Here is a 22,048-nt window from a genome sequence, read left to right on the forward strand (position 1 = left end):
CCGAGGAGGAGAGTGGGGTCATGCCCGACCGCGCAGCACCGCCCCTGGACCGTCTCCTGCCCACGGAGGAGGCCCGCGACCTGCTCGCCCTCGTCCAGGACATCGCCCGCCGCGAGATCGCCCCGGGCGCCGCCGCGGAGGAGGAGGCCGGACACTTCCCGCGCGAGCTGTTCACCCTCCTGTCCGGAGCGGGCCTCCTCGGCCTGCCCTACCCGGCCGCGTACGGCGGCGGAGACCAGCCGTACGAGGTCTACCTCCAGGTCCTCGAGGAACTCGCCGCCGCCCGCCTCACCGTCGGCCTCGGCGTCAGCGTGCACACCCTGGCCGGCTACGCCCTCGCCACCCACGGCACCGAGGAGCAGCGGGCCGCACGCCTGCCCGCGATGCTGGGCGGGGGACAACTGGGCGCCTACTGCCTCTCCGAGCCCGCCTCCGGCTCCGACGCGGCCGCGCTGCGCACCCGGGCCGTCCGGGAGGGCGACGGCTGGGTCGTCGACGGGACCAAGGCCTGGATCACCCACGGGGGCATCGCCGATTTCTACACCGTCCTGGCGCGCACCGGCGGCGAGGGTGCCCGCGGCATCACCGCGTTCCTGGTGCCCGGCGACGCCGAGGGGCTGAGCGCCGCGCCGCCGGAGAGGAAGATGGGACTCAGGGGCTCACCGACCGCCCAGGTCCACTTCGACGGGGTGCGGATCCCCGACGCGCTGCGCATCGGCGCCGAGGGGCAGGGCTTCGCGATCGCCCTCGCCGCCCTGGACTCCGGACGGCTCGGCATCGCCGCCTGCGCCGTCGGTGTCGCCCGGGCGGCCCTGGACGAGGCGGTCGCCCACGCCACCGGGCGCCGGCAGTTCGGGCGGCCGATCGCCGACTTCCAGGGGCTGCGCTTCCTGCTCGCCGACATGGCGACCCGGGTCGAGTCGGGCCGGGCCCTGTATCTCGCGGCGGCGCGACTGCGTGACGCCGGCCGGCCGTTCGTGCGCCAGGCGGCCATGGCCAAGCTGCACTGCACCGACGCGGCGATGCAGGTCACCACGGACGCCGTCCAGGTGCTCGGCGGCTACGGCTGCACCGCGGACTTCCCCGTCGAGCGCTACCTGCGCGAGGCCAAGGCCCTGCAGATCGTCGAGGGCACGAACCAGATCCAGCGCATGGTCATCGCCCGTCAGCTGCTGGGTCCGGAGACCCGCTGAACTGACCCGGCCGCACCAGCGGTGCCGCCAGCCGCACCCACTCCGGGTCCTGCCGGCCGGGCAGGGTGCGTCCCCGGTCGGCCCAGGTGCGCATCATGTCGCGGTAGATCGGCGGGTCCTGCGGGGGCGGCGACGGAGCCGTCTTCGCCGGTACGGGGACGGGGACGAACAGGTGGCGGTGACGCCCGGACGCCTGATAGGTGGGGGTCATACCAGGACAACGCGAGCGCGCGACGCGAGGTCACGGCCCGCACCCCCGCGCGTGAGTTCGGGACGTGCCCCCGGTAGGGCCCGCGGGAACGCGACCATTTCCTGACACCTCGTCATCCACCCCTGCCCGCCCGGCACTCGCACGCCGGGCCGTGTCGAGCGCGGCCCGCGGCCGGGCCGCGGAGCAGGACACGGGACACGGCGCGGACCGGCATGACGCGGGCCGTGTCACGGTTCGGCCGGGGGAGTCGGGCGGGAGCGCTCAGGCGGCGTGTCGGCGCAGCGCCGGCACCCGGATCGGACGCGAGGCCGGTCCGCCGACGTGCGAGAAGGGCTGCATGCGCCAGTCCAGTCCCTGAGGGAGCGTCAACAGCAGTGCCGTCTCCTGCTCCTGGGGCTGCGGCGACTCGTCCGCGGAACGGGCCTCGGCCGCCGCCCGGCCCGTACCGGCGCAGACCGTGAGCCCGAACGGGTTCCACGGCGAGGCGCACAGCGCGTGCTCCGGCAGGACCTCCTCGTCCGCCAGCAGGGCGATGGGCTGCGCGCAGTCCGGGCAGATCACCCGGTACATCTCGAACGTGTCGTAGGCGTCGAACTCGTAGGAGTGGTCGCCGCTCTCGTCGTCGAGGCCGTCGTAGCCGTCGGGTTCGACGCCCTCCGGCTCGGACTCGACGACGGTGGGCTGGAACCGCTTGGGCGCGGTGCGACCAGGACGCTTAAGGCTCTGCATGGGATTCTCCCCCTCGGGCTGGGCCGTTCAGGCACTGCGGCCTCGACCACAGCAAGCACTTCCCAGCGCTCGGCGGTGGTAATCACGGGACCATCACGAAGAGTTCGCATGTGCTGTGGTGTTGGTCACATGCCATGCGCAGATGCCGATCGGCTCGCGCCGTCCGTCACATCACGAGCCGGTATGACCTGAGCTGTATACGTATACGAAGAGATCGCGCGCCCTGTAAGTTCTTGCGCCATGGAGGAGCTGGACCGACAGATCGTGCAGCTGCTCGTCAAGGACGGGCGGATGAGTTACACCGACCTGGGCAAGGCCACGGGCCTGTCCACGTCGGCCGTGCACCAGCGGGTGCGCCGGCTGGAACAGCGCGGCGTGATCCGGGGGTACGCGGCCGTCGTCGACGCCGAGGCCGTCGGGCTGCCCCTGACCGCCTTCATCTCGGTGAAACCCTTCGATCCCAGCGCGCCCGACGACATCGCCGACCGGCTCGCCGGAGTGCCCGAGATCGAGGCCTGCCACAGCGTCGCCGGCGACGAGAACTACATCCTCAAGGTGCGGGTGGCCACCCCGCACGAACTGGAGGAGCTGCTGAGCCGGCTGCGGGCCCTCGCGGGCGTCTCCACCCGCACCACGGTCGTGCTGTCCACCCCGTACGAGGCCCGCCCGCCCCGGATCTGAGGACCGCCGCCCCGGACGGACCCCCGGCACCCGGTACCGGCACCCCGGTACGAGGGTCCCCCGTGCCGGCCGGCCGGAGCGAGGTACGAGACTGGTGCCATGAGCGAGCGCACCCCCGACCCGAAGACCGTCCTGCTCCGCCGAGGAGAGGTCCACAGTCCCGCCGACCCGTTCGCGACCGCGATGGTCGTCGAGCACGGTCAGGTGGCCTGGGTCGGCTCCGAGGGCGCCGCCGACGCCTTCGCGGACGGCGTCGACGAGGTGGTCGACCTGGACGGCGCCCTGGTCACCCCCGCCTTCACCGACGCCCACGTCCACACCACCTCCACCGGCCTGGCCCTGACCGGCCTCGACCTGTCGGCCGCGCCCTCCCTGGAGGCGGCCCTCGTCCGGGTGCGGGAGTTCGCCGCGGCCCGGCCGCGGGACACGGTTCTCCTCGGCCACGGCTGGGACGCCGCACGCTGGCCCGGCGGCCGCCCCCCGACGCGCGCCGAACTGGACGAGGCCACCGGCGGGCGGCCCCTCTACCTGTCCCGCATCGACGTCCACTCCGCGGTCGTCACCACGGCCCTGCTGGACATGGTCCCCGGTCTCGGTGCGACGGACCGGCCGGGCGACGCCCCGCTCACCGCCGACGCCCACCACGCCGTCCGCGCCGCGGCGTTCGCGGCCGTGACGCCGGACCGGCGCGCCGAGGCTCAGCGGGCCGCCCTCGCGCACGCCGCCTCGCTCGGCATCGGTTCGGTCCACGAGTGCGCCGGCCCCGAGATCTCCTCCGAGGACGACTTCACCGCCCTGCTGCGGCTGGCCGCCGAGGAACCGGGTCCGCGGGTCGTCGGCTACTGGGCGGAGCGCGACGTCGACAAGGCGCGCGCGCTGGGTGCACGCGGCGCGGCCGGGGACCTCTTCGTCGACGGCGCCCTCGGCTCCCACACCGCCTGCCTGCACGACCCGTACCGCGACGCCGCCCACACCGGCACCGCCTACCTGGACGCCGCCGCGGTCGCCGCGCACGTCGCGGCGTGCACCGAGGCCGGCCTCCAGGCGGGCTTCCACGCCATCGGCGACGCCGCCGTCACCGCCGTCGTCGAGGGCGTGCGCGCGGCGGCGGACAAGGTCGGCCCGGCCCGCGTGCGCGCCGCCCGCCACCGCGTCGAGCACGCCGAGATGCTCACCCCCGAGACGATCGCCGCCTTCGCCGAACTCGGCCTGACCGCCTCCGTCCAGCCCGCCTTCGACGCCCTGTGGGGAGGCGAGGACGGCATGTACGCCCAGCGCCTGGGCGCCGAGCGGGCCCGCTCCCTCAACCCGTTCGCCGCCCTGCTGCGCTCCGGCGTCCCCCTCGCCTTCGGCTCCGACAGCCCGGTGACCCCCCTCGACCCGTGGGGCACGGTCCGCGCCGCCGCCTTCCACCGCACGCCCGAGCACCGGATCTCCGTGCGCGCCGCCTTCACCGCCCACACGCGGGGCGGCTGGCGGGCCGTCGGACGCGACGACGCGGGCGTCCTGGTACCGGGCGCGCCCGCCGACTACGCCGTCTGGCGCACCGGCGCCCTGGTCGTGCAGGCCCCGGACGACCGCGTCGCCCGCTGGTCCACCGATCCCCGTTCGGGCACACCCGGCCTGCCCGACCTCACCCCCGGCACGGACCTGCCCGAGTGCCTGCGCACGGTGGTCGGCGGACGCACGGTGTTCGTACGTCCGGGCGAGTGATCCGCCGGGGCGCGGCGCGGAAGATCACCCGTCCGCACCGCGCCCCGCGAGAGTCGCCATCTGCCCGCTGACCAGCGCGTTACCCGAAGAGCCGCAGGTCGAACGGCTGTTGACAGCCGACCGCGGGGGGCCGGTAGGTTCGGCCGGGTCCACCACCGGACGCCCCACCGGGGAACGTCCGCGCACTCGCCGGTGCGCCGCTGGGTCAGGGACGGCATGCCGCACGGGCGCGCCGCCGCTGGGAGCCAGGCGCAGCGCCGCACCAGGACGAGGGAGCGTTCCGGCCGGCCGGGGCGGTGCGACCCGGGTGGGGCCCGGACGCTCAGTAGACAACGGCTTCAGGTCGATCCGCAGCCGGCGGGTCCCAGGTCGGCCCGAAGGGTGCCGGGCCCCCTCCGCAGGACCGCACGGGCGCCGCCCCCGGCGGCACGCCCCGGTCATACGAGCGCAAAAGCACATGCATACCCTGCTTTTGCGGAAACGACACCACCGTACGAACGTCCTGTCGCGTCACCCCAGGCGGTGGCCACTATGGTGGACCCCTGCGTACGGACACGAAGGGGCAGCAGTGAACGACGGCGACGCGACCCGCGCGGCACAGGACCGGGGGAGGAAGTTCGGTCCGCTCGGCACGGCGCTGGTGATCATTCCGACCTTCAACGAGGCGGAGAACATCAAGAGCATCGTCGGCCGGGTGCGCGAGGCCGTCCCCGAGGCGCACGTCCTCGTGGCCGACGACAACAGCCCCGACGGCACCGGCAAACTCGCCGACGAGCTGGCCGCCGCGGACGACCACGTCCGGGTGCTGCACCGCAAGGGCAAGGAGGGCCTCGGCGCCGCCTACCTCGCGGGCTTCCGCTGGGGCCTGGACAACGGCTACGGCGTCCTGGTCGAGATGGACGCCGACGGCTCCCACCAGCCCGAGGAACTGCCCCGCCTCCTCACCGCCCTCAAGGGCGCCGACCTCGTGCTGGGCTCCCGCTGGGTGCCGGGCGGCCGGGTCGTGAACTGGCCCCGGTCCCGCGAGATCATCTCCCGCGGCGGCAGCCTCTACTCGCGCCTGGCGCTCGACCTGCCGCTGCGCGACGTCACCGGCGGATACCGCGCCTTCCGGCGCGAGACCCTCGAAGGCCTGGGCCTCGAAGAGGTCGCCTCGCAGGGGTACTGCTTCCAGGTCGACCTCGCCCGCCGGGCCGTCAAGGCCGGCTACCACGTCGTCGAGGTGCCCATCACCTTCGTCGAGCGCGAGCTGGGCGACTCCAAGATGAGCCGCGACATCCTCGTGGAGGCGCTGTGGCGGGTCACGGCCTGGGGCGTGGGGGAGCGCGTCGGCAAGATCGCCGGCCGGACGGGCGGCCAGGAACAGGCCCGGACCACGGCGCAGCCGCCCCCGGCGTCGTCCGACCGATCCGCCGAGTCCGACCGGTCCGCCGAGTCCGACCGGTCCACCTCGTCCGCCCCGTCACCGCAGCAGCCCCCGCACCCGCGGCCTTGACCGCATGCGCATCGAGCCACAGCGCCGTTCACGCCGCTGATCGGCCCCTTACGCCGCTCTGAGACGGGGCCAGGCACACTGGGGACATGACGACCGGCGCTCAGACTCCCCCGCCCCTCGACACCCGGCCCCGGCGCTCGCGTCTGCGGACGTTCCTGCCGCTGGGGCTGGCCGCGTGGCTGGTGCTGGAGATCTGGCTGCTGACCGTGGTCGCGGACGCGGCCGGCGGGTTCGCGGTCTTCCTGCTGCTGCTCGCCGGGTTCCTGCTCGGCTCCGTGGTCATCAAGCGGGCGGGCCGACGCGCCTTCCGGAACCTCGACGAGGCGCTCCGGCGCGGCACACCCCCCTCCTCGGGCGGGGGCAGCGGCCTGATGATGCTGGGCGGCCTCCTCCTCATGATCCCCGGCCCGGCCTCCGACGCGCTGGGGCTGCTCCTGCTCCTCCCGCCGGTCCAGAAGGCGGTCGGCCGCCGTGCGGAACGCACGGTCGACCGCAAACTCCGCACGGCCGGCCCCGGGAGCCTCGGCGACGCCTTCCAGCAGGCCCGCATGCACCGCCCGGACGGAAAGGTGGTCCAGGGCGAGGTGATCAGGAGGGACGGGCACGAAGAGGGACGCCAGGACCAGCGCCCCCCGCTGACGCGGTGAGCCCGGCCCGTCGGCCGGTGCCCACGAGCCGGCGCCCGTGAGCCGGTGCCCGTGAGGCACGGGGCAGTGGGGCAAGGAAAGACCGCGGGCGCCGTACGCGATATCGCGTACGGCGCCCGCGGTCATTTCTCGTGCGCTGTAAACCAGCCCCAGCTCCGCGGAACTACGCGGACTTACGGCTGTCCCGAGGATGCACCGCGAGGTTCATCGCTCCGGAACGCAGAACGGCCAGCCGTTCTTCGAGGACCTCTTCGAGTTCCTCACGGGTCCGCCGCTCCATCAGCATGTCCCAGTGCGTACGCGCGGGCTTGGCCTTCTTCTCCTCAGGGCCGTCGCCGTCCACGAGGAGCGCAGGTGCTCCGCAGACCTTGCACTCCCACTCCGGCGGGATCTCCGCCTCCACCGAGAAGGGCATCTCGAAGCGGTGCCCCTTCTCGCATGCGTACTCCACGGCCTGGCGCGGGGCCAAGTCGATGCCGCGGTCCGTCTCGTAGCTGGTCACCACGAGGCGCGTGCCGCGAAGAGCTCGCTCACTCATGAATCGTGCCTCCCGGGCTTGTCGCCCACAGGACAGGTGTCGCTGTCGTCGTCATCCGGTCAACGTCCGGTCGGCGGTAAAGATTCCCGTTCGGAGTCCCGTTCCGGGTCGTGCGTCGCCGTCGTAGCCGCAGCCTTGTCAACCAGTGCAGTACCCACCGGCGCCCGGTTTGTCACATCTGAAAGGAGATGTCACCCAGCGTTTCGGCATCTTTGACGCGCAGTAACGGTACGCCTGGCAGGCCAAACGCGTACACTACCGCCCTTTGGTCTCCAGCGCTAAATCCTTTCGGGAGCGGGATTGCCCGCCTCGGTGATGGCCCGCCGTACCGGAACCCGCGCCAGCAACAGGAAACCGAGGACGAAGAAGACCACCAGCGAGATGATCGCGTCCCGGTAGCTGCCGGTCACCTGGTAGGTGATCCCGAACAGCAGCGGGCCGAGCCAGCTCGTCCCGCGGTCGCTCACCTCGTAGGCCGAGAAGTACTCGGCCTCCTTGCCGGGCGGGACGAGGTGGGAGTAGAGGGAGCGTGACAGGGCCTGGCTGCCGCCGAGGACCAGGCCGATCGCGGCCGCCAGCAGGAAGAAGCCCACCGGCGCGCCGGACGGCAGGAAGTAGCCGGCGGTCAGGGTGAGCGTCCAGGCCACCAGTGAGCCCAGGATCGTGCGCTTCGCACCGTAGATCCGGGACAGCCGGCCCATCGTCAGGGCACCGGCGACGGCCAGGACCTGCACCAGGAGGATGGCGCCGATGAGGGTGGACTGGCCGAGGCCGAGTTCCTCGGAGCCGTAGACCGAGGCCTGGGAGATCACCGTCTGAATGCCGTCGTTGTAGACGAGGTAGGCCAGCAGGAAGGCGAGGGTCAGCGGGTGGCGGCGCATGTCCCGGAAGGTCGCCACCAGCCGGCGCGGGCCCGGGATGCTCGCCGTGCCCGTGGCGGCGGCCGCCGGCGGGCGGTCGCGCAGCCGGAGCAGCGGGATCAGGGTGAAGCCGCCCCACCACAGGCCCGCCGAGGCCAGACAGATCCGCACGGCGGTGGACTCCGAGACGCCGAAGGTGTCGTGGGCGAGGTAGAGGACCAGGTTGACGACCAGGACCAGGGAGCCCGCCGCGTACCCGAAGGCCCAGCCGCGCGAGGACACCGCGTCGCGTTCCTCGGGCGGGGCGATCTGGGACAGATAGGAGTTGTAGAGCATCATTGCGACCGACTGGGCGGCGTTGGCCACCACCAGCAGCACGCCGCCCAGCAGGTAGCGGTCGCCGGAGAGGAAGAACATGCCCGTCGTGGCCGCGGCCCCGGTGTAGGCGGCGGCCCCCAGGAAGGGCTTCTTGCGGCCGGTGCGGTCGGCGGCCGCGCCCACCAGCGGCATCACCAGGACGGCCGCGATCACCGACAGCGACACCGAGTACGCGAAGAAGGAGCCCGCGCGGACCGGGATGCCCAGCGGATGCACATAGCCGTCCGGGTCGGCGGCGTTCTTGGCGACCGACGTCAGGTACGGGCCCAGGAACACGGTCAGCACGCTCGTCGAGTAGACGGAGCACGCCCAGTCGTAGAAGTACCAGCCGCGCTGTTCGCGCCGCCGCCCGGCCGCCTCGTCGGACGCCTCCGTCCGCACGGTGTCGGTGCCCACCAGCGCCCCCGTCTCCCCGCCCAAGATGCCGCGCACGGCCGCGGAACGGGAGGGGACCGGGATCAGACCCAGACGCCCCGGTCCACCATGACCTGGCGCAACGTGTCGATGTGATCGGTCATGATGCCATCCACCCCCAGGTCCAGGAGCCGGTGCATCCGATCCGCCTCGTTGACCGTCCACACGTGCACCTGGAGCCCGCGCGCGTGGGCGGAACGCACGAAGCGCCGGTCCACCACCTGTATGCCCGACTGCTCCTCCGGCACCTGGGCGGCGACCGCCGACCGGCGCACCGTCGCGGGCACGCCCCAGGACCGCAGCCGCAGGTTCAGCACCCCGCGGGTGCCGTACGACGTGGCCAGGCGGGGGCCCGCCAGCCGCTGGGCGCGCACGACACGGGCCTCGGAGAAGGAGCCGACGCAGACGCGGTCCCAGGCGCCGGTGCGGGCGATCAGGTTGAGCAGGGGGTGGAGGGCCGGTTCGGCCTTCATGTCGACGTTCCAGCGGACCTCGGGGAAGGTCTCCAGCAGTTCCTCGAACAGCGGGACCGCCTCGCTGCCCCCCACGCGCGCGCGGCGCACCTCCGTCCACGGCAGGTCGGCGATGCGGCCCGTGCCGTCGGTCAGCCGGTCCAGCGTCGTGTCGTGGAAGGCGACGAGCCTGCCGTCCCGGGTGGTGTGGACGTCGGTCTCGATGTAGCGGTAGCCCGCCTCGACCGCGCGGCGGAACTGCGCCACGGTGTTCTCCAGGCCGTCGGCGGCCCCGCCGCGGTGCGCGAACGGGATGGGACCCGGGTGGTCGAGGTACGGGTGGCGTACGGGGGTGCTCACGGACGCAGTATCGCTCCCCGGGGTGACCCGCCGGCAACCACCGTGCTGCCGGCGGGTGCCGCGGACAGGGCGAAGACGCGCAGGAACAGCTGGGCGAGCGGTCCGATCGAGACGGCGTACAGCAGGGTCCCGACGCCGATGGTGCCTCCGAGGGCGAAGCCGGTCGCCACCACCGCGATCTCCACGGCCGTCCGCATCAGGCGGATCGACCGGCCGGTGCGCCGGTGCAGCCCCGTCATCAGCCCGTCGCGCGGCCCCGGGCCGAAGGCCGCCGCGATGTAGAGGCCGGTGGCCGCGCCGTTCAGGACGATGCCGGCGACCAGCAGCGGCACCCGCACGGCCAGGCCGTGCGCCTCGGGGACCAGGGCGAGCGTGCCGTCCATCGCGAGACCGACCACGAAGACGTTGGAGACGGTGCCGAGCCCCGGGCGCTGGCGCAGCGGGATCCACAACAGCAGTACGGCGGCGCCCACGACGATCGACACGACGCCGATGGACAGGCCGCTCCGCTCGGCGAGCCCCTGGTGGAGCACGTTCCAGGGTTCCAGACCGAGGCCCGCCCGCACGAGGAGCGCGGAGCTGGCGCCGTAGAGCGCGAGACCGGCGTAGAGCTGGGTGAGCCGGCGGGTGAGTGGGCCGACGGGAGGAAGCGGCTCGGACAAGTGGACCCCTGGTGGTGACGGTGGACTGACGCGTGTCACTCTGTGGCAGGGAAGCAAAGGTCATCCATGGCCAATTCCGGGAAGGTGGACTGATATCCATGGCGCAGTGGACCTCCGCGGTGGGCGCCGCACAACTCGCGCGGCTTCTCACGTCCCAGCAGGACCGGCCCGCCGGCCCCGGGACGCGCCGTCCGCCCGCCTATCGCGCCCTCGCCGACGGCGTCCGGCTGCTCGTCCTGGAGGGACGGGTCCCCGTCGCCGCGCGCCTGCCCGCCGAACGCGAACTGGCCCTCGCCCTGTCCGTCAGCCGCACGACCGTCGCGGCCGCCTACGAGGCCCTGCGCGCGGAGGGATTCCTGGAGTCCCGGCGCGGTGCCGGAAGCTGGACCTCCGTCCCCGCGGGCAACCCGGTGCCCGCGCGCGGTCTGGAACCCCTGCCGCCCGAGGCCCTCGGCTCGGTGATCGACCTCGGCTGCGCCGCCCTCCCCGCCCCCGAACCGTGGCTCACCCGGGCCGTCCAGGGCGCACTGGAGGAACTGCCCCCCTACGCCCACACGCACGGCGACTACCCGGCGGGGCTGCCCGCCCTGCGCGCGATGATCGCCGAGCGGTACACCCGGCGCGGGATCCCGACGATGCCCGAGCAGATCATGGTGACCACGGGCGCGATGGGCGCCATCGACGCCATCTGCCACCTCTTCGGAGGCCGCGGCGAGCGCATCGCCGTCGAGTCGCCCTCGTACGCCAACATCCTCCAGCTGATGCGGGAGGCGGGCGCCCGGCTGGTGCCCGTGGCGATGGCGGAGGGGCTCGCCGGGTGGGACATGGACCGCTGGCGGCAGGTCCTGCGTGAAGCCGCGCCGCGCATCGCCTACGTGGTCGCCGACTTCCACAACCCCACCGGCGCGCTCGCCGACGAGGACCAGCGGCGCCGGCTCGTCGAGGCGGCCCGGTCGGCGGGGACCGTGCTGGTCGCCGACGAGACGATGACCGAGCTGTGGCTCGACGACGACGTCGAGATGCCCCGCCCGGTGTGCGGCTTCGACCCGGCCGGGTCGACGGTCATCACCGTGGGCTCGGCGAGCAAGGCCTTCTGGGCCGGCATGCGCATCGGCTGGGTCCGCGCCGCCCCCGACGTCATCCGCAGCCTGGTCGCCGCCCGCGCCTACGCCGACCTCGGGACGCCGGTCCTGGAGCAGCTGGCCGTGAACTGGCTGTTCGGCACCGGCGGCTGGGAGCAGGCCGTGGAGCTGCGCCGCGCGCAGGCCCGGGACAACCGGGACGCGCTGATCGCGGCCGTCCGCCGCCGGCTGCCCGACTGGGAGTTCGCCGTGCCGAGGGGCGGACTGACCCTGTGGGTGCGGGCCGGGGGACTCTCCGGGTCCCGGCTGGCCGAGGCGGGGGAGCAGGTCGGGGTGCGGGTGCCGTCCGGTCCCCGGTTCGGGGTCGACGGCGCCTTCGAGGGCTTCGTGCGGCTGCCGTTCACCGTGGGCGGCGCGGTGGCGGAGGAGGCGGCGGCGCGACTTGCCGCGGCCGCCCGGATCGTGGAGAGCGGGGGGGCCGCGGGCGGCGAGGGCCCCCGCACGTTCGTGGCGTGAGGTGCCGCGGCCGGGTGCGTGACCACCCGGCCGCGGCCCGCCGGCGCGTGCGCCGGCTCCGGTCAGGAACTCTCCGCCGCCACGGCCTCGGCGGGCACCGGCAGCTTCTCGCCGTCCGCGGGCGTCGTCCGCGGCGGCAGCAGCTCCAGCACCGCCTGCCGGTGCGCGTCGCTGGTGGCGTCGTCGTAGGGGTCGGGAGTCGCCGGCACCTGGAGGCGGTGGGCCGGGCCGCTGCCCAGCCGGGCGTAACCGCGCCCCGGCGGGACGTGTTCGGCGGGGGAGGTGTGCGGCCGCACGCCCAGGACCGTCTCCAGCAGTGCTGCGGGGGCGGGCCCGAGGACGACCCGCGCGCGTGTGTGCTGCCGGACGGGGTCGCTCAGGGCGTCCAGGCTGTCGAACTGCTCGGCCACCACCACCGTGACCTGGGCCGCGCGGCCGTGCCGGAGGGGAACCTGGAGGAGGGACTGCGGGTCCTTGCGGCCGTCGGCGTCGGCGAGGTGGGTGAAGGCCGTCGGCCGGTCGAGCAGGATCCACAGCGGCCGCCTGGTGTCGTCCGGAGGCGGGTGGCCCTCCTGGCGGGCGCGGTTGGCGGCGATCAGCCGACGCTCGGTCTCGTGCGCCGCCCACTCCAGACTCGCCAGGGCCCCGGCGAGCCCGACCTCGACCCCCAGGACACCGTCCCGGCCGGTCAGACAGGCGTACTCGCCGGTGCCGCCGCCGTCGATGACCAGGACGTCGCCGTGCTGGAGGGCCTGGAGGGCGACGGAGCGCAGCAGGGTCGAGGTGCCGCTGCCGGGCTGGCCGACCGCCAGCAGGTGGGGCTCGGTGGAGCGGATGCCGGTGCGCCAGACGACCGGCGGGACGTCGCGCCGCTCCTCGCCGTGGGTGAGCGGGAGCGTGCGCGGGACCTGGGAGGGGTCGGTGAAGCCCAGGACGGTTTCGCCGGGCGCGGTCACGAAGCGCTGGGCGGCGAGGTCGGTGGGGAGCGGCGCGAGCACCGACACGGTGAGCGTGTTGCCCTCCTCGTCCCAGCCGAAGTGGTACTCCCGCCCCCGGCCGGACTTGGCCGTGAGCAGGTGCTCGACACGCGCGCGTGCCCCGGCCTCGCCGTCCGGGAAGTACGCGGGGTAGCGGATCTCCAGCCGGGTGATCCGTCCCGAGCCGTCGAACTCGTACGCCGGGAAGGCCTTCTCCCACTCACCGCCGTGCGCGTAGAGGGGAGAAGGGTCCTCCGCCGTGGAGAAGTACGGCACCAGGGCTTCGTACAGCGCCCGGAGCCGCTGGATCTGCGACTCGTCCGGGCCCTCGGGAACCGGTGGGGTGCGGTCCCGGCCCTGCCAGGCGGCTGCCGCCATCACGGTGATGACGGCGAGCAGCGGTCCGTACGGTACGAGCGCCACGACGAGGATCACCGAGGCCACCAGGAACAGCAGCGGCCCGCGCCTGTCCTTGGGGGTCTCGGCCCACCTGCGCCGCCCGGCCGAGGCCAGCCGGCGCAGACCGCGGGTCACCGTGATCAGCGGGTGGAGGATGTCGGTGGCGCTGTCCGCCGCCGTCCGGGCCAGTTCCCGGCTCCGGGCGATCTGCGCGCTGCCTGTGCTCAGGATCCGGGGGAGAGGACGCCGGGCCACTGCTGTCTCCTGGAGGTGCGTACGGAAGGGACGGACGGCGGGGGGACGGGCTGCGGGGGCCGGGCGGCCTCAGAACTTGATGCCGCCCAGGATGCTGGCCAGGCTCTCGCCGCCGGCCTTGATGCTCGGGGCGATGGCCGTACTGGCCAGGTAGAAGCCGAACAGGGCGCAGACGAAGCAGTGCGACGCCTTCAGCCCGTCCTTGCGGCAGAAGAGGAAGACGATGACGCCGAGCAGGACCACGCCTGAGATGGACAGGATCATTTCAGTTCTCCTGGTTCACGGGGGACAGTCACCATGAGTACTTCCAGGGTCACAGCATGTATCCATACGATAAAAGGTGCAACTGGGTGAAATTCGGAGAATTTCCTCCGTGTGGCCGAGGCCCGGGCGGGCCGCGTGAGCAGGGGAGTTGCGGCGAACGGGTCCCGCCGTGATGGTTGCCTCCGGCAGGTCGCGCCATGTGTCCGGGGAGCCAGTACCCTGGCGATTCACCTGAACGGTTGCAACGAGAGGCGGTCCGGCCGATGACCGAAGTCCCCGACCCCGAGGTCGTGGAACTGGCGACCAAGATCTTCGATCTTGCCCGCCGGGGACGGACCGAGGAGCTCGTGGCCTACGTCGACGCGGGCGTTCCGGCCGACCTCACCAACGACCGGGGCGACTCGCTGGTGATGCTCGCCGCCTACCACGGCCACGCCGAGGCGGTCCGGGCGCTGCTGGCCCGGGGGGCCGAGGCGGACCGGGTCAACGACCGGGGCCAGACCCCCCTCGCCGGTGCCGTCTTCAAGGGGGAGACGGACGTCATCCACGTCCTTCTGGAGGCCGGCGCCGACCCTGCCGCGGGCACCCCCTCGGCGGTCGACACGGCCCGCATGTTCGGCAGGACGGAGCTGCTGGAGCTGTTCGGCGCGGGGTGAGCCGGGCTTCCCGAGCGGGCGGGAAAGGGCTCCTGACCAGGTGAATCGACGACCACGGGGGAGGCGGTACGGGGCCGCCGGAAATTTCGGTCGCGGCGGGCTGAGCTGCCGAGTCATCATGACGACGTGATTCACGGACGCGATGGCCGGGCAGGTGTTGCCGCACCGCGCGGACCGTGACACGGTCCGCATGGGCCACCGACGAGAGGCAGAGGAAGATGGCTTACAGCAAGCAGGAAACGGCGGGCGCCCCGACGCGTTGTCACGCGGCCAGGTAATGCACGTCCCCGGTTGCGTCGACGCTTGATGTGAGGCTGTTTCCCATGTTCGATCCGTTCATAGCGCCCAGCGGTACGCTGCTCGGCCTGCTCCAGCGGGGCCGCGGCGACGGCACACTGCACGCCCTCACCGCCCCCCGCGCCGAGGCGCTCGCGGCACTCGACCACTGCGTGCTGCGTGATCCGCGCCATGACTGGCAGGTGGAGAACCGCTCCCTCTACTACGCCCGTCTCTACCTCGACCTGGACGGCGCCCTCGACGAGATCGAGGCGCACCTCTTCGACGTCGAGGACGCCTTCGACGCCGAGGAGAGCCGTACCGGCCTGAGTCTGGCCGTCCTCGGCCACCTCGCCTCCTACGGCCGGCGGGACGCCCTCGACCTGCTGCGCAGGTACGCCGCCTCGGGCTCCAACTGGGCCTGGGCGCTGGACGAACTCGCCCTGCGCGACGACGACGCCGGCCTGCGCGCCCTCGCCGCCCCCGTGCTCGCGCGGTTCGCCACCGACCCCGAGGGGGAGGCCCGGCTGGCCGCCGTCGTACGGGACGCGTTCGAGCCGCGGCCCTGGCGGCTGTGGGCCGACGACCCCCGCGAGCACGTCTCCGCACGCGTGCGTGCCGCCCAGGAGGCCGGCTGCTTCGACCGCTGGCAGCGGCAGCTGAACTCCACCGGCCCCCGCCCCGGCTGGAGCGTGCGGGCCGTGTTCGAGTGGGCCCAGCAAGGCATCGAACGGGGCGCCGCGCTCCACGTCCCCGCCGCCCGCTGCCTCACCGCCGTGGCCGGGCCCGAGGACCGCGCGGAGATCGTGCGGGCGGCCGAGGATGGCACCGAGGGAGCCCGGTGCACCGCCCTGCGCTACCTCGCCGATCACGACGACCCCGAGGCCCCCGACCTGATCGAACGGGCCGTGGCGACGGGCAGCGGGCTCGTCGTGGAGGCCGCCGTCGACGCCTTCGAACGCATGCGCGGTGACGCCGCGGTCGACCGGGCCCGCGGCTGGGCCCACCGGCCCGACGCCCTCGGTGCCGCGGCCGGCCGGGTGCTCGCCTGCCGGGGCACCGCCCGTGACAGCGACCTGGTCCTCGGCGCCCTGCGCGAGGCCGTGCGCGGCGAGGGCTGCGACGCGCCGACCCTGTGGACCCTGGTCGACGGCGCCGGACGGCTGGGCATCGCCTGCGCGGCCCCGGTCCTGCGCCACATCTACCGCGAGACCGCCTCGTCCCATCTGCGCGGGCGCTGCGCCCGCGCACTCGCCGCCACCGACCCCTCCTTCGCCACGGGCTTCGCCGTCGAGTGCCTGTGGGACTGTGAGGAGACCACCCGTGAGATCGCCGCCCGGCACGCCGAGACCGGCGACGCCCGGGTCGTGGAGCGGCTCCGCCGCCTCGCCGCCGACCCCGCCGAGGAGGCGGAGGTCCAGACGGCCGTACGCAGCCGGATCGGGCCGGACGCCGCCTCCGCCATGTGACCGACGGCAGCGCACCCGCCGGGTGAACGGCGGACGACCCGCGGGTCGGACGGGCGTGGACGCCGTCCGACCCGCTCGGGCCTGCGGCGCAACGCTCACGGGACGTTCGTCGTCAGGAAAGATCCACTTTGACGCGTACACGTCCTGCATGGCGACAACACCCCCATGCGTGTCGTCATCGTGACCGAATCCTTTCCCCCCGACGTCAACGGCGTGGCCCACTGCGCGCTCCAGACCGCCCGGCACCTCGTGGACCGCGGCCACCACCCGCTCGTCGTCGCGCCGGCCACCGCCGCCGGTCCCGGGCCGGACGCCGAAGCGCCCTGCCCCGTCGTCCGCGTCCCCTCCCTCCCGCTTCCGGGCTACCCCCAGGTCCGCGTCGCCCTCCCCAGCCGCCGCGTCGCCGCGGCCCTCGCCGACCACCGGGCCGACATGGTCCACCTGGCCGGCCCCTTCGTCCTCGGCGTGCGCGGCATGGCCGCCGCCACCCGGCTCGGCATTCCCGCCGTGGCCGTCTACCAGACGGACCTGGCCGGATACGCCCGCACCTATGTGCACGCCGGCGAGGCGGCCGCCTGGCGTCGCATCCGCTCCGTGCACGCCGCCGCCGACCTCACCCTCGCCCCCTCCCGCGCGGCCCTGCACGACCTGGCCGCGCACGGCGTGCCCCGGGTCAGGCTGTGGCCACGCGGCGTCGACGCCGTCCGCTTCCGCCCCGCCCTCCGCGACGACGCGCTGCGCCGGGAACTCGCCCCGAACGGCGAGGTGATCGTCGGCTACGTCGGGCGGCTCGCCCCCGAGAAACAGGTCGAACTCCTCGCCGGCGTCTGCGGCCTGGACGGCGTGCGGGTCGTGGTGGTGGGCGACGGGCCCGCCCGGCCGGGGCTCGCCGAGGCACTGCCCGGCGCCGTCTTCCTCGGCCGCCGCACCGGCGACGAACTCGCCCGCGTCTTCGCCTCGCTGGACGTCTTCGCGCACACCGGGCCCTTCGAGACGTTCTGCCAGACCGTGCAGGAGGCCATGGCGAGCGGCGTCCCGGTCGTCGCGCCCGCCGCCGGCGGACCGCTGGACCTGGTCGACCACGGGCGCACCGGCCTGCTCGTCCCGCCGCGCGACGCCGGCGCCGTACGCGACGCGGTCGCCGCCCTGGCCGCCGACCCGGCGCGCCGGAGGGCCTACGGGGCCGCCGGACGGGCCATGGTCGAGGGCCGCACCTGGGCCGCCGTCGGCGACCGGCTGATCGGCCACTACGGCGACGTCCTCGCCGCGCGCCGGCCGGCGGTGGCCGCATGAGCGCCGGACCGCTGCGGATCGTCCGTCTCGCCAACTTCGTCGCCCCCGCCTCGGGCGGACTGCGCACGGCGCTGCGCGAACTGGGCAGGGGCTACCGCGCCGCCGGACACGAACCGGTCCTGGTCGTGCCGGGTGACCGGGAGAGCGACCGCGACACCGAACAGGGCAGGGTGATCACCCTGCCCGGACCGCTGCTGCCCGGCACCGGCGGCTACCGCGTCCTCACCGACAAGCGGCATGTCGCCCGCCTGCTCGAACACCTGGAACCGGACCGCCTCGAGGTCTGCGACCGTACGACGCTGCGCTGGACCGGCAGGTGGGCGCGCCGGGCCCGGGTCCCCGCCGTCATGGTCTCCCACGAGACCGCCGACGGCGTGCTGCGCACGTGGGGGCTGCCGGAGGGCGCCGCCCGGCGAGCCGCCGACTCGCTCAACGTCCGTACGGCGCACAGCTACGCGCGCGTGGTCTGCACGACCGAGTTCGCCGAGCGGGAGTTCGTGCGGATCGGCGCCCGGAACGTGATGCGGGCGCCGCTCGGCGTCGACCTGCTGGAACGGCACCCCGCGCTGGCCGACGCGCGGCTGCGGGCCCGGTACGCGCGCGACGACCAGGCACTGCTGGTGACGTGCACCCGGCTGTCCGTGGAGAAGCGCCCCGGCACGGCGCTGGACGCGCTCGAGTCCCTGGTGCGCCGTGGCACGCGCGCGGTGCTGGTGGTGGCCGGCGACGGGCCGCTGCGGGGCCGGCTCGAACGGCGGGCCCGGGAACGCGGGTTGCCGGTCACCTTCCTGGGACACGTCTCCGACCGCGGCCTGCTCGGCGCCCTCCAGGCCTGCGCCGACGTGTGTCTCGCACCGGGACCCGCGGAGACGTTCGGGCTCGCCGCGCTGGAGGCCATGGCCTGCGGCACGCCCGTGGTCGCCAGCGCCTCCTCGGCGCTGCCCGAGGTGATCGGGGCCGCCGGGGCGACCGCGGCGGACCGCGGGGACGCGTTCGCGGACGCCGTGGAGCAGCTGCTGGCGCGGCCCCCGGCGGAGCGGCGCGGGGCGGCACGCGCGCGTGCGGAGGGCTTCGGATGGGCGACGGCGGTGGAGGCCTTCCTGGCGGCCCACGACGCGACGGTGCTCACCCGGCCGGGAGCGGGAGCGGGGGCGGCAGAAGGAGCGGGGAACGACATGGCGGGAGTGCCGCGCTCCGACGGAGCCGGCGTCAGCGCGGGGACGGCACCGTCCCCGCGCTGACACCGGCCGCGGCGCGTCAACGGCCGCGGCGCGTCAACGGCCGCGTACCGCCACGAAGCGGACCGGGGTGCCCGGTGCCGCCTGGGCGGCGTACGGGAGGTCGGCGGGGCGGACCACCCCGATCACCGGGTAGCCCCCGGTGGTCGGGTGGTCCGCCAGGAAGACCACCGGCCTGCCGTCGGGGGGGACCTGCACGGCGCCCAGGACCATTCCCTCGCTCGGGAGTTCACCCGTCACCGCGCGCTCCAGCGCGGGTCCCCCGGTGCGCAGCCCGATGCGGTTGCTCGCCGCGGACACGCGGTACGCGCGCGAGGTGAGCACCCGGACCGCGCCGGGGGTGAACCAGTCGTCGCGCGGGCCCAGGGTGATCCGGAGGACCAGTTCGGCCGGGGGCGCGGGCTGCGGGGCGACGTCCACATGCGCGCACGGCGTGCCCGCCCGTCCCAGGGGCAGGACGGTGCCGTCGCCGAGGGGAGCCGGACCGAGGCCCGACAGGAGGTCCGTCGAGCGGCTGCCGAGGACGGGGTCGACGGCCATGCCGCCCCCCACGGCGACGTAGCTCCGTACGCCGGAGACGGCGCGGCCGACGTCCAGGACGGCTCCCGCCGGCACCCGCACGGGCGTTCCCCAGGCGGCGGGCCGGCCGTCCACGACGACCCGGCACGGAGCGCCGGTGACGGCCACGGTGACCGCGCACCGGGGGCGCACGGCACAGCCGTCGAGGGTCGTCTCCAGAACGGCCGCCCCCGGCGGGTTCCCGACGAGGCGGTTGCCGAGCGCCGCCGCGGGCGCGTCCAGGGCTCCGGAGCGCGGCACGCCGAGATGGGCGTGGCCGGGACGGCCCCGGTCCTGCACGGTGGTGAGCGCCCCGGCGCGCACGACGACGAGCGCACGGTCCGTCATACGGCGCCCCCGCGCGCATGGGTGGCGCGGGGGCCCCCGGCGGCGCGGCCGGTGCCCACGCGGCCCGGGCAGCCCGCCGTGACGGGGGCACTCCCGTCGCGGCCACGGGGCATCGGCACCCGGCCGGCGGCGCCGCGGCGCCGTGGTGCCGGCAGGAGGACGTTCATGCCGCCCCCGCCCGGTCCACGGGGACGAAACGCACGCGCGTGCCCGGGGTCAGCAGCGCGGCCGGCACGCGCGCGTGGTCCCACAGCACGGCGGACGTGGTTCCGATCAGCTGCCAGCCGCCCGGTGAGGAGCGCGGATAGACCCCCGTGTACGGGCCCGCCAGCGCCACCGACCCGGCCGGCACGGCGGTGCGCGGGGTCGCCCGGCGCGGGACGTCGCAGCGCGACGGCAGGCCCGTGAGGTAGCCGAATCCGGGGGCGAAGCCGCAGAACGCGACGCGGAACTCGGTGGCCGCGTGGATGCGGGCCACCTCCCGCGCGCGGACACCCCAGTGGGCGGCGACATCGGCCAGGTCGGGGCCGTCGTACCGCACCGGCAGCTCGATCACCTCACCCGTGCGCGGGGGAGCGGGCGGCACGGCGGCCCTGGTCAGTTCGGCGGCCCAGCGGGCCGGGTCGGCCAGACCGTCGAGGAGGACCGTACGGGCCGCCGGGACGATCTCCCGCACGGTCAGCGAGCCCTCGGCGCGCCGCCGCAGCAGATCGGCGTGCAGAGCCTGGGCCTCCGCACCGGAGGCCACCTCCAGGAGCAGGGCGTCCCGGCCCACGGGAAGCGCCCTCACGCGAACGCCGCCACGCGCACACCGGACTCCTCCAGCCGCCGCCGGACCCGGCGGGCCAGCTCCACCGCGCCGGGCGTGTCGCCGTGCAGGCAGAGGGAACGCGCGCGTACCTCGATGCGCGTCCCCGAGCGGGAGGTGACCTCTCCGAGCCCGGCCAGGCTCACCGACCGCTCGACGACGGCGTCCGCATCGGTGATCACGGCCCCGTCCCGGCCCCGGGGCACCAGCGTGCCCTCCTCGGTGTAGGCGCGGTCCGCGAACGCCTCCGTGACGGCGGACAGCCCCGCCTTCCCGGCCAGCTCCAGCAACCGCGAGCCCGGCAGCCCCAGCACGGGCAGCGTGGCGTCGGCCAGGAGCACCCCGTCGACCACCGCCGCCGCCTGCTCCTCGTCGTGCACGACCCGGTTGTAGAGCGCGCCGTGCGGCTTGACGTACGCCACGCGGGCGCCCGCCGCGCGGGCGAAGACCTCCAGGGCGCCGATCTGGTAGGCCACCTCGGCGGCCAGCTCGGCGGGCGGCACGTCCATCGCGCGCCGCCCGAACCCGGCGAGGTCGCGGTAGGAGACCTGCGCGCCGATCGTCACGCCCCGCCCGGCCGCCAGCTCGCACACCCGCCGCATGGTGGACGCGTCCCCGGCATGGAAGCCGCAGGCCACGTTGGCGCTGGTCACGACGGACAGCAGTTGCTCGTCGTCGGTCAGCTGCCAGCGTCCGAAGCCCTCGCCGAGATCGGCGTTGAGATCGATCATGCTGTCTCCTGGTCAGGCCACGCGGTACTGCTCGTCGCGGGCATCGGTGAGGAACATCTGTCCCGGTGCGTGGGTGAGGGCGAACGGCGGGCGCGAGGCCGTCACCGCGGCCTGCGGGGTCACACCGCAGGCCCAGAACACCGGGATGTCGTCCGGTCCGGCGTCCACGGGTTCCCCGAAATCGGGGCGGCCGAGGTCGTCGATGCCCAGCCCCGACGGATCGCCGCAGTGTACGGGGCCGCCGTGCACCGCCGGGAGCAGGCTGCTCTCCCGGATGGCCGCCGCCAGGTGCTCCGGCGGCACCGGCCGCATGGACACCACCAGCGGACCGCGCAGCCGCCCCGCCGGACGGCACCGGCGGTCCGTCACGTACATCGGGACGTTGCGTCCCTGCTCGACGTGGCGGATCGGCACGCCCGCCCCGGTCAGCGCCCACTCGAAGGTGAAGCTGCACCCGATGAGGAACGACACCAGGTCGTCCCGCCAGTACCCGCGCACCTCCGTCGGCTCGTCCACCAGCTCGCCGTCCCGCCACACCCGGTAACGCGGCAGGTCGGTGCGCAGGTCCGCGCCCTCGGCCAGGACGGTCGTCCAGGAGCCGGCGTCGGTGACGTCAAGGACCGGACAGGGCTTGGGGTTGCGCTGGCAGAACAGGAGCATGTCGTACGCCCAGTCCGCGGGCACCGAGATCAGATTGGCCTGGGTGCGGCCCGCGGCGACGCCCGCCGTGGGACCGGTCAGGCCGTCCCGGAAGCGGGACCGGGCGGTTGCCGGGCTCCACGCGTGCGCGTGCTCGTCCACGAGGGCCACCGGGCGGTCCCGCCCGATGGCCGGACGCTTCACTC

General features: G+C 74.6%; 22 protein-coding genes. 10 read left to right on the forward strand and 12 right to left on the reverse strand.

The features are described from left to right. The first annotated feature begins 20 nt into the window (after window positions 1-20). A complete protein-coding gene (locus ACF09K_RS26960; protein WP_392247488.1) occupies window positions 21-1,193 on the forward strand; it encodes an acyl-CoA dehydrogenase family protein in 1,173 nt (390 codons plus the stop codon). Here the strand turns inward: ACF09K_RS26960 and ACF09K_RS26965 are convergent. Both ACF09K_RS26965 and ACF09K_RS26970 read right to left on the reverse strand, forming a co-directional pair. Continuing rightward, window positions 1,156-1,404 carry a hypothetical protein gene (locus ACF09K_RS26965; protein ID WP_392247490.1) on the reverse strand — a complete coding sequence of 83 codons (249 nt, stop codon included), beginning with the start codon at window positions 1,402-1,404 and terminating at the stop codon, window positions 1,156-1,158. The genes ACF09K_RS26960 and ACF09K_RS26965 overlap by 38 nt on opposite strands. 261 nt (window positions 1,405-1,665) lie before the next feature. Beyond that, window positions 1,666-2,133 (reverse strand): hypothetical protein, encoded by a 468-nt coding sequence (locus ACF09K_RS26970; RefSeq protein ID WP_392247491.1) that lies wholly within the window; start codon window positions 2,131-2,133, stop codon window positions 1,666-1,668. A gap of 240 nt (window positions 2,134-2,373) precedes the next feature. On the opposite strand from ACF09K_RS26970, the gene ACF09K_RS26975 reads away from it, so the two are divergent. The 4 genes from ACF09K_RS26975 (at window position 2,374) to fxsA (ending at window position 6,669) form a co-directional block, all read left to right on the forward strand. Continuing rightward, window positions 2,374-2,814 carry an Lrp/AsnC family transcriptional regulator gene (locus ACF09K_RS26975; protein ID WP_392247493.1) on the forward strand — a complete coding sequence of 147 codons (441 nt, stop codon included), beginning with the start codon at window positions 2,374-2,376 and terminating at the stop codon, window positions 2,812-2,814. Window positions 2,815-2,913: 99 nt separating this feature from the next. Continuing rightward, on the forward strand, window positions 2,914-4,527 hold the full coding sequence (locus ACF09K_RS26980) for an amidohydrolase (RefSeq protein ID WP_392247494.1): 1,614 nt from the start codon (window positions 2,914-2,916) through the stop codon (window positions 4,525-4,527). A 568-nt stretch (window positions 4,528-5,095) separates the two neighbouring features. Then, window positions 5,096-6,022 (forward strand): polyprenol monophosphomannose synthase, encoded by a 927-nt coding sequence (locus ACF09K_RS26985; protein ID WP_392247496.1) that lies wholly within the window; start codon window positions 5,096-5,098, stop codon window positions 6,020-6,022. 86 nt (window positions 6,023-6,108) lie between these two features. Then, entirely contained in the window at window positions 6,109-6,669 is a 561-nt protein-coding gene (fxsA, locus tag ACF09K_RS26990) for an FxsA family membrane protein (protein WP_392247498.1), read from the forward strand. Window positions 6,670-6,832: 163 nt separating this feature from the next. Here fxsA and ACF09K_RS26995 read toward each other — a convergent pair whose 3' ends face one another. The 4 genes from ACF09K_RS26995 to ACF09K_RS27010 all read right to left on the reverse strand — a co-directional run bounded on the left by ACF09K_RS26995 (window position 6,833) and on the right by ACF09K_RS27010 (window position 10,333). After that, window positions 6,833-7,207 (reverse strand): RNA polymerase-binding protein RbpA, encoded by a 375-nt coding sequence (locus tag ACF09K_RS26995; protein ID WP_020128921.1) that lies wholly within the window; start codon window positions 7,205-7,207, stop codon window positions 6,833-6,835. A gap of 278 nt (window positions 7,208-7,485) precedes the next feature. Beyond that, entirely contained in the window at window positions 7,486-8,841 is a 1,356-nt protein-coding gene (locus tag ACF09K_RS27000; protein ID WP_392247560.1) for an MFS transporter, read from the reverse strand. A 62-nt stretch (window positions 8,842-8,903) separates the two neighbouring features. After that, window positions 8,904-9,671 carry a glycerophosphodiester phosphodiesterase gene (locus ACF09K_RS27005; protein ID WP_392247500.1) on the reverse strand — a complete coding sequence of 256 codons (768 nt, stop codon included), beginning with the start codon at window positions 9,669-9,671 and terminating at the stop codon, window positions 8,904-8,906. Continuing rightward, window positions 9,668-10,333, reverse strand: a complete 666-nt coding sequence (locus ACF09K_RS27010) for a YitT family protein (RefSeq protein ID WP_392247502.1) — start codon at window positions 10,331-10,333, stop codon at window positions 9,668-9,670. The genes ACF09K_RS27005 and ACF09K_RS27010 overlap by 4 nt, the downstream gene beginning before the upstream one ends. Window positions 10,334-10,431: 98 nt before the next feature. On the opposite strand from ACF09K_RS27010, the gene ACF09K_RS27015 reads away from it, so the two are divergent. Beyond that, on the forward strand, window positions 10,432-11,931 hold the full coding sequence (locus ACF09K_RS27015; RefSeq protein WP_392247504.1) for a PLP-dependent aminotransferase family protein: 1,500 nt from the start codon (window positions 10,432-10,434) through the stop codon (window positions 11,929-11,931). A gap of 62 nt (window positions 11,932-11,993) precedes the next feature. On the opposite strand, the gene ACF09K_RS27020 is transcribed toward ACF09K_RS27015, so the two are convergent. Continuing rightward, window positions 11,994-13,562, reverse strand: a complete 1,569-nt coding sequence (locus ACF09K_RS27020; protein ID WP_392247506.1) for a hypothetical protein — start codon at window positions 13,560-13,562, stop codon at window positions 11,994-11,996. 69 nt (window positions 13,563-13,631) lie between these two features. After that, window positions 13,632-13,826: a hypothetical protein gene (locus ACF09K_RS27025; RefSeq protein WP_363091434.1), complete on the reverse strand. Its 195-nt coding sequence runs from the start codon at window positions 13,824-13,826 to the stop codon at window positions 13,632-13,634. Between the two features lie 263 nt (window positions 13,827-14,089). On the opposite strand from ACF09K_RS27025, the gene ACF09K_RS27030 reads away from it, so the two are divergent. From ACF09K_RS27030 to ACF09K_RS27045, 4 genes are all read left to right on the forward strand, one after another. Continuing rightward, window positions 14,090-14,482, forward strand: a complete 393-nt coding sequence (locus ACF09K_RS27030) for an ankyrin repeat domain-containing protein (RefSeq protein WP_392247509.1) — start codon at window positions 14,090-14,092, stop codon at window positions 14,480-14,482. A 323-nt stretch (window positions 14,483-14,805) separates the two neighbouring features. Then, the gene (locus tag ACF09K_RS27035; RefSeq protein ID WP_392247510.1) at window positions 14,806-16,227 is read left to right on the forward strand and encodes a HEAT repeat domain-containing protein; all 1,422 of its coding nucleotides are present in this window, start codon (window positions 14,806-14,808) and stop codon (window positions 16,225-16,227) included. Between the two features lie 165 nt (window positions 16,228-16,392). Continuing rightward, the gene (locus tag ACF09K_RS27040; RefSeq protein WP_392247512.1) at window positions 16,393-17,520 is read left to right on the forward strand and encodes a glycosyltransferase family 4 protein; all 1,128 of its coding nucleotides are present in this window, start codon (window positions 16,393-16,395) and stop codon (window positions 17,518-17,520) included. After that, window positions 17,517-18,761: a glycosyltransferase gene (locus tag ACF09K_RS27045; protein WP_392247514.1), complete on the forward strand. Its 1,245-nt coding sequence runs from the start codon at window positions 17,517-17,519 to the stop codon at window positions 18,759-18,761. The genes ACF09K_RS27040 and ACF09K_RS27045 overlap by 4 nt, the downstream gene beginning before the upstream one ends. Before the next feature lie 33 nt (window positions 18,762-18,794). Here the strand turns inward: ACF09K_RS27045 and ACF09K_RS27050 are convergent, their stop codons facing one another. The 4 genes from ACF09K_RS27050 to ACF09K_RS27065 all read right to left on the reverse strand — a co-directional run bounded on the left by ACF09K_RS27050 (window position 18,795) and on the right by ACF09K_RS27065 (window position 22,046). Beyond that, window positions 18,795-19,664, reverse strand: a complete 870-nt coding sequence (locus ACF09K_RS27050; protein ID WP_392247516.1) for a biotin-dependent carboxyltransferase family protein — start codon at window positions 19,662-19,664, stop codon at window positions 18,795-18,797. A gap of 163 nt (window positions 19,665-19,827) precedes the next feature. Next, complete coding sequence (locus ACF09K_RS27055) at window positions 19,828-20,454, reverse strand: allophanate hydrolase subunit 1 (protein WP_392247518.1); 627 nt, start codon at window positions 20,452-20,454, stop codon at window positions 19,828-19,830. Beyond that, window positions 20,451-21,203, reverse strand: a complete 753-nt coding sequence (locus tag ACF09K_RS27060; RefSeq protein WP_392247519.1) for a LamB/YcsF family protein — start codon at window positions 21,201-21,203, stop codon at window positions 20,451-20,453. Before ACF09K_RS27060 ends, ACF09K_RS27055 begins: the two co-directional genes overlap by 4 nt. A 12-nt stretch (window positions 21,204-21,215) precedes the next feature. Beyond that, window positions 21,216-22,046, reverse strand: coding sequence for a putative hydro-lyase (locus tag ACF09K_RS27065; protein WP_392247561.1), 831 nt, complete (start codon window positions 22,044-22,046; stop codon window positions 21,216-21,218). Window positions 22,047-22,048: the final 2 nt, after the last annotated feature.

Source organism: Streptomyces sp. NPDC014882, assembly GCF_043081325.1.
Taxonomy (GTDB): Bacteria; Actinomycetota; Actinomycetes; order Streptomycetales; family Streptomycetaceae; genus Streptomyces.

Bases quoted from the DNA above. Each gene is read 5' to 3' on its own strand.
- fxsA (WP_392247498.1), top strand. From the start codon at position 6,109: ATGACGACCGGCGCTCAGACTCCCCCGCCCCTCGACACCCGGCCCCGG.
- ACF09K_RS27030 (WP_392247509.1), top strand. From the start codon at position 14,090: ATGACCGAAGTCCCCGACCCCGAGGTCGTGGAACTGGCGACCAAGATC.
- ACF09K_RS27035 (WP_392247510.1), top strand. From the start codon at position 14,806: ATGTTCGATCCGTTCATAGCGCCCAGCGGTACGCTGCTCGGCCTGCTC.
- ACF09K_RS27015 (WP_392247504.1), top strand. From the start codon at position 10,432: ATGGCGCAGTGGACCTCCGCGGTGGGCGCCGCACAACTCGCGCGGCTT.
- ACF09K_RS26965 (WP_392247490.1), bottom strand. From the start codon at position 1,404: ATGACCCCCACCTATCAGGCGTCCGGGCGTCACCGCCACCTGTTCGTC.
- ACF09K_RS27050 (WP_392247516.1), bottom strand. From the start codon at position 19,664: ATGACGGACCGTGCGCTCGTCGTCGTGCGCGCCGGGGCGCTCACCACC.
- ACF09K_RS27060 (WP_392247519.1), bottom strand. From the start codon at position 21,203: ATGATCGATCTCAACGCCGATCTCGGCGAGGGCTTCGGACGCTGGCAG.
- ACF09K_RS26995 (WP_020128921.1), bottom strand. From the start codon at position 7,207: ATGAGTGAGCGAGCTCTTCGCGGCACGCGCCTCGTGGTGACCAGCTAC.
- ACF09K_RS26970 (WP_392247491.1), bottom strand. From the start codon at position 2,133: ATGCAGAGCCTTAAGCGTCCTGGTCGCACCGCGCCCAAGCGGTTCCAG.
- ACF09K_RS26975 (WP_392247493.1), top strand. From the start codon at position 2,374: ATGGAGGAGCTGGACCGACAGATCGTGCAGCTGCTCGTCAAGGACGGG.
- ACF09K_RS27040 (WP_392247512.1), top strand. From the start codon at position 16,393: ATGCGTGTCGTCATCGTGACCGAATCCTTTCCCCCCGACGTCAACGGC.
- ACF09K_RS26980 (WP_392247494.1), top strand. From the start codon at position 2,914: ATGAGCGAGCGCACCCCCGACCCGAAGACCGTCCTGCTCCGCCGAGGA.
- ACF09K_RS26960 (WP_392247488.1), top strand. From the start codon at position 21: ATGCCCGACCGCGCAGCACCGCCCCTGGACCGTCTCCTGCCCACGGAG.
- ACF09K_RS27025 (WP_363091434.1), bottom strand. From the start codon at position 13,826: ATGATCCTGTCCATCTCAGGCGTGGTCCTGCTCGGCGTCATCGTCTTC.
- ACF09K_RS27045 (WP_392247514.1), top strand. From the start codon at position 17,517: ATGAGCGCCGGACCGCTGCGGATCGTCCGTCTCGCCAACTTCGTCGCC.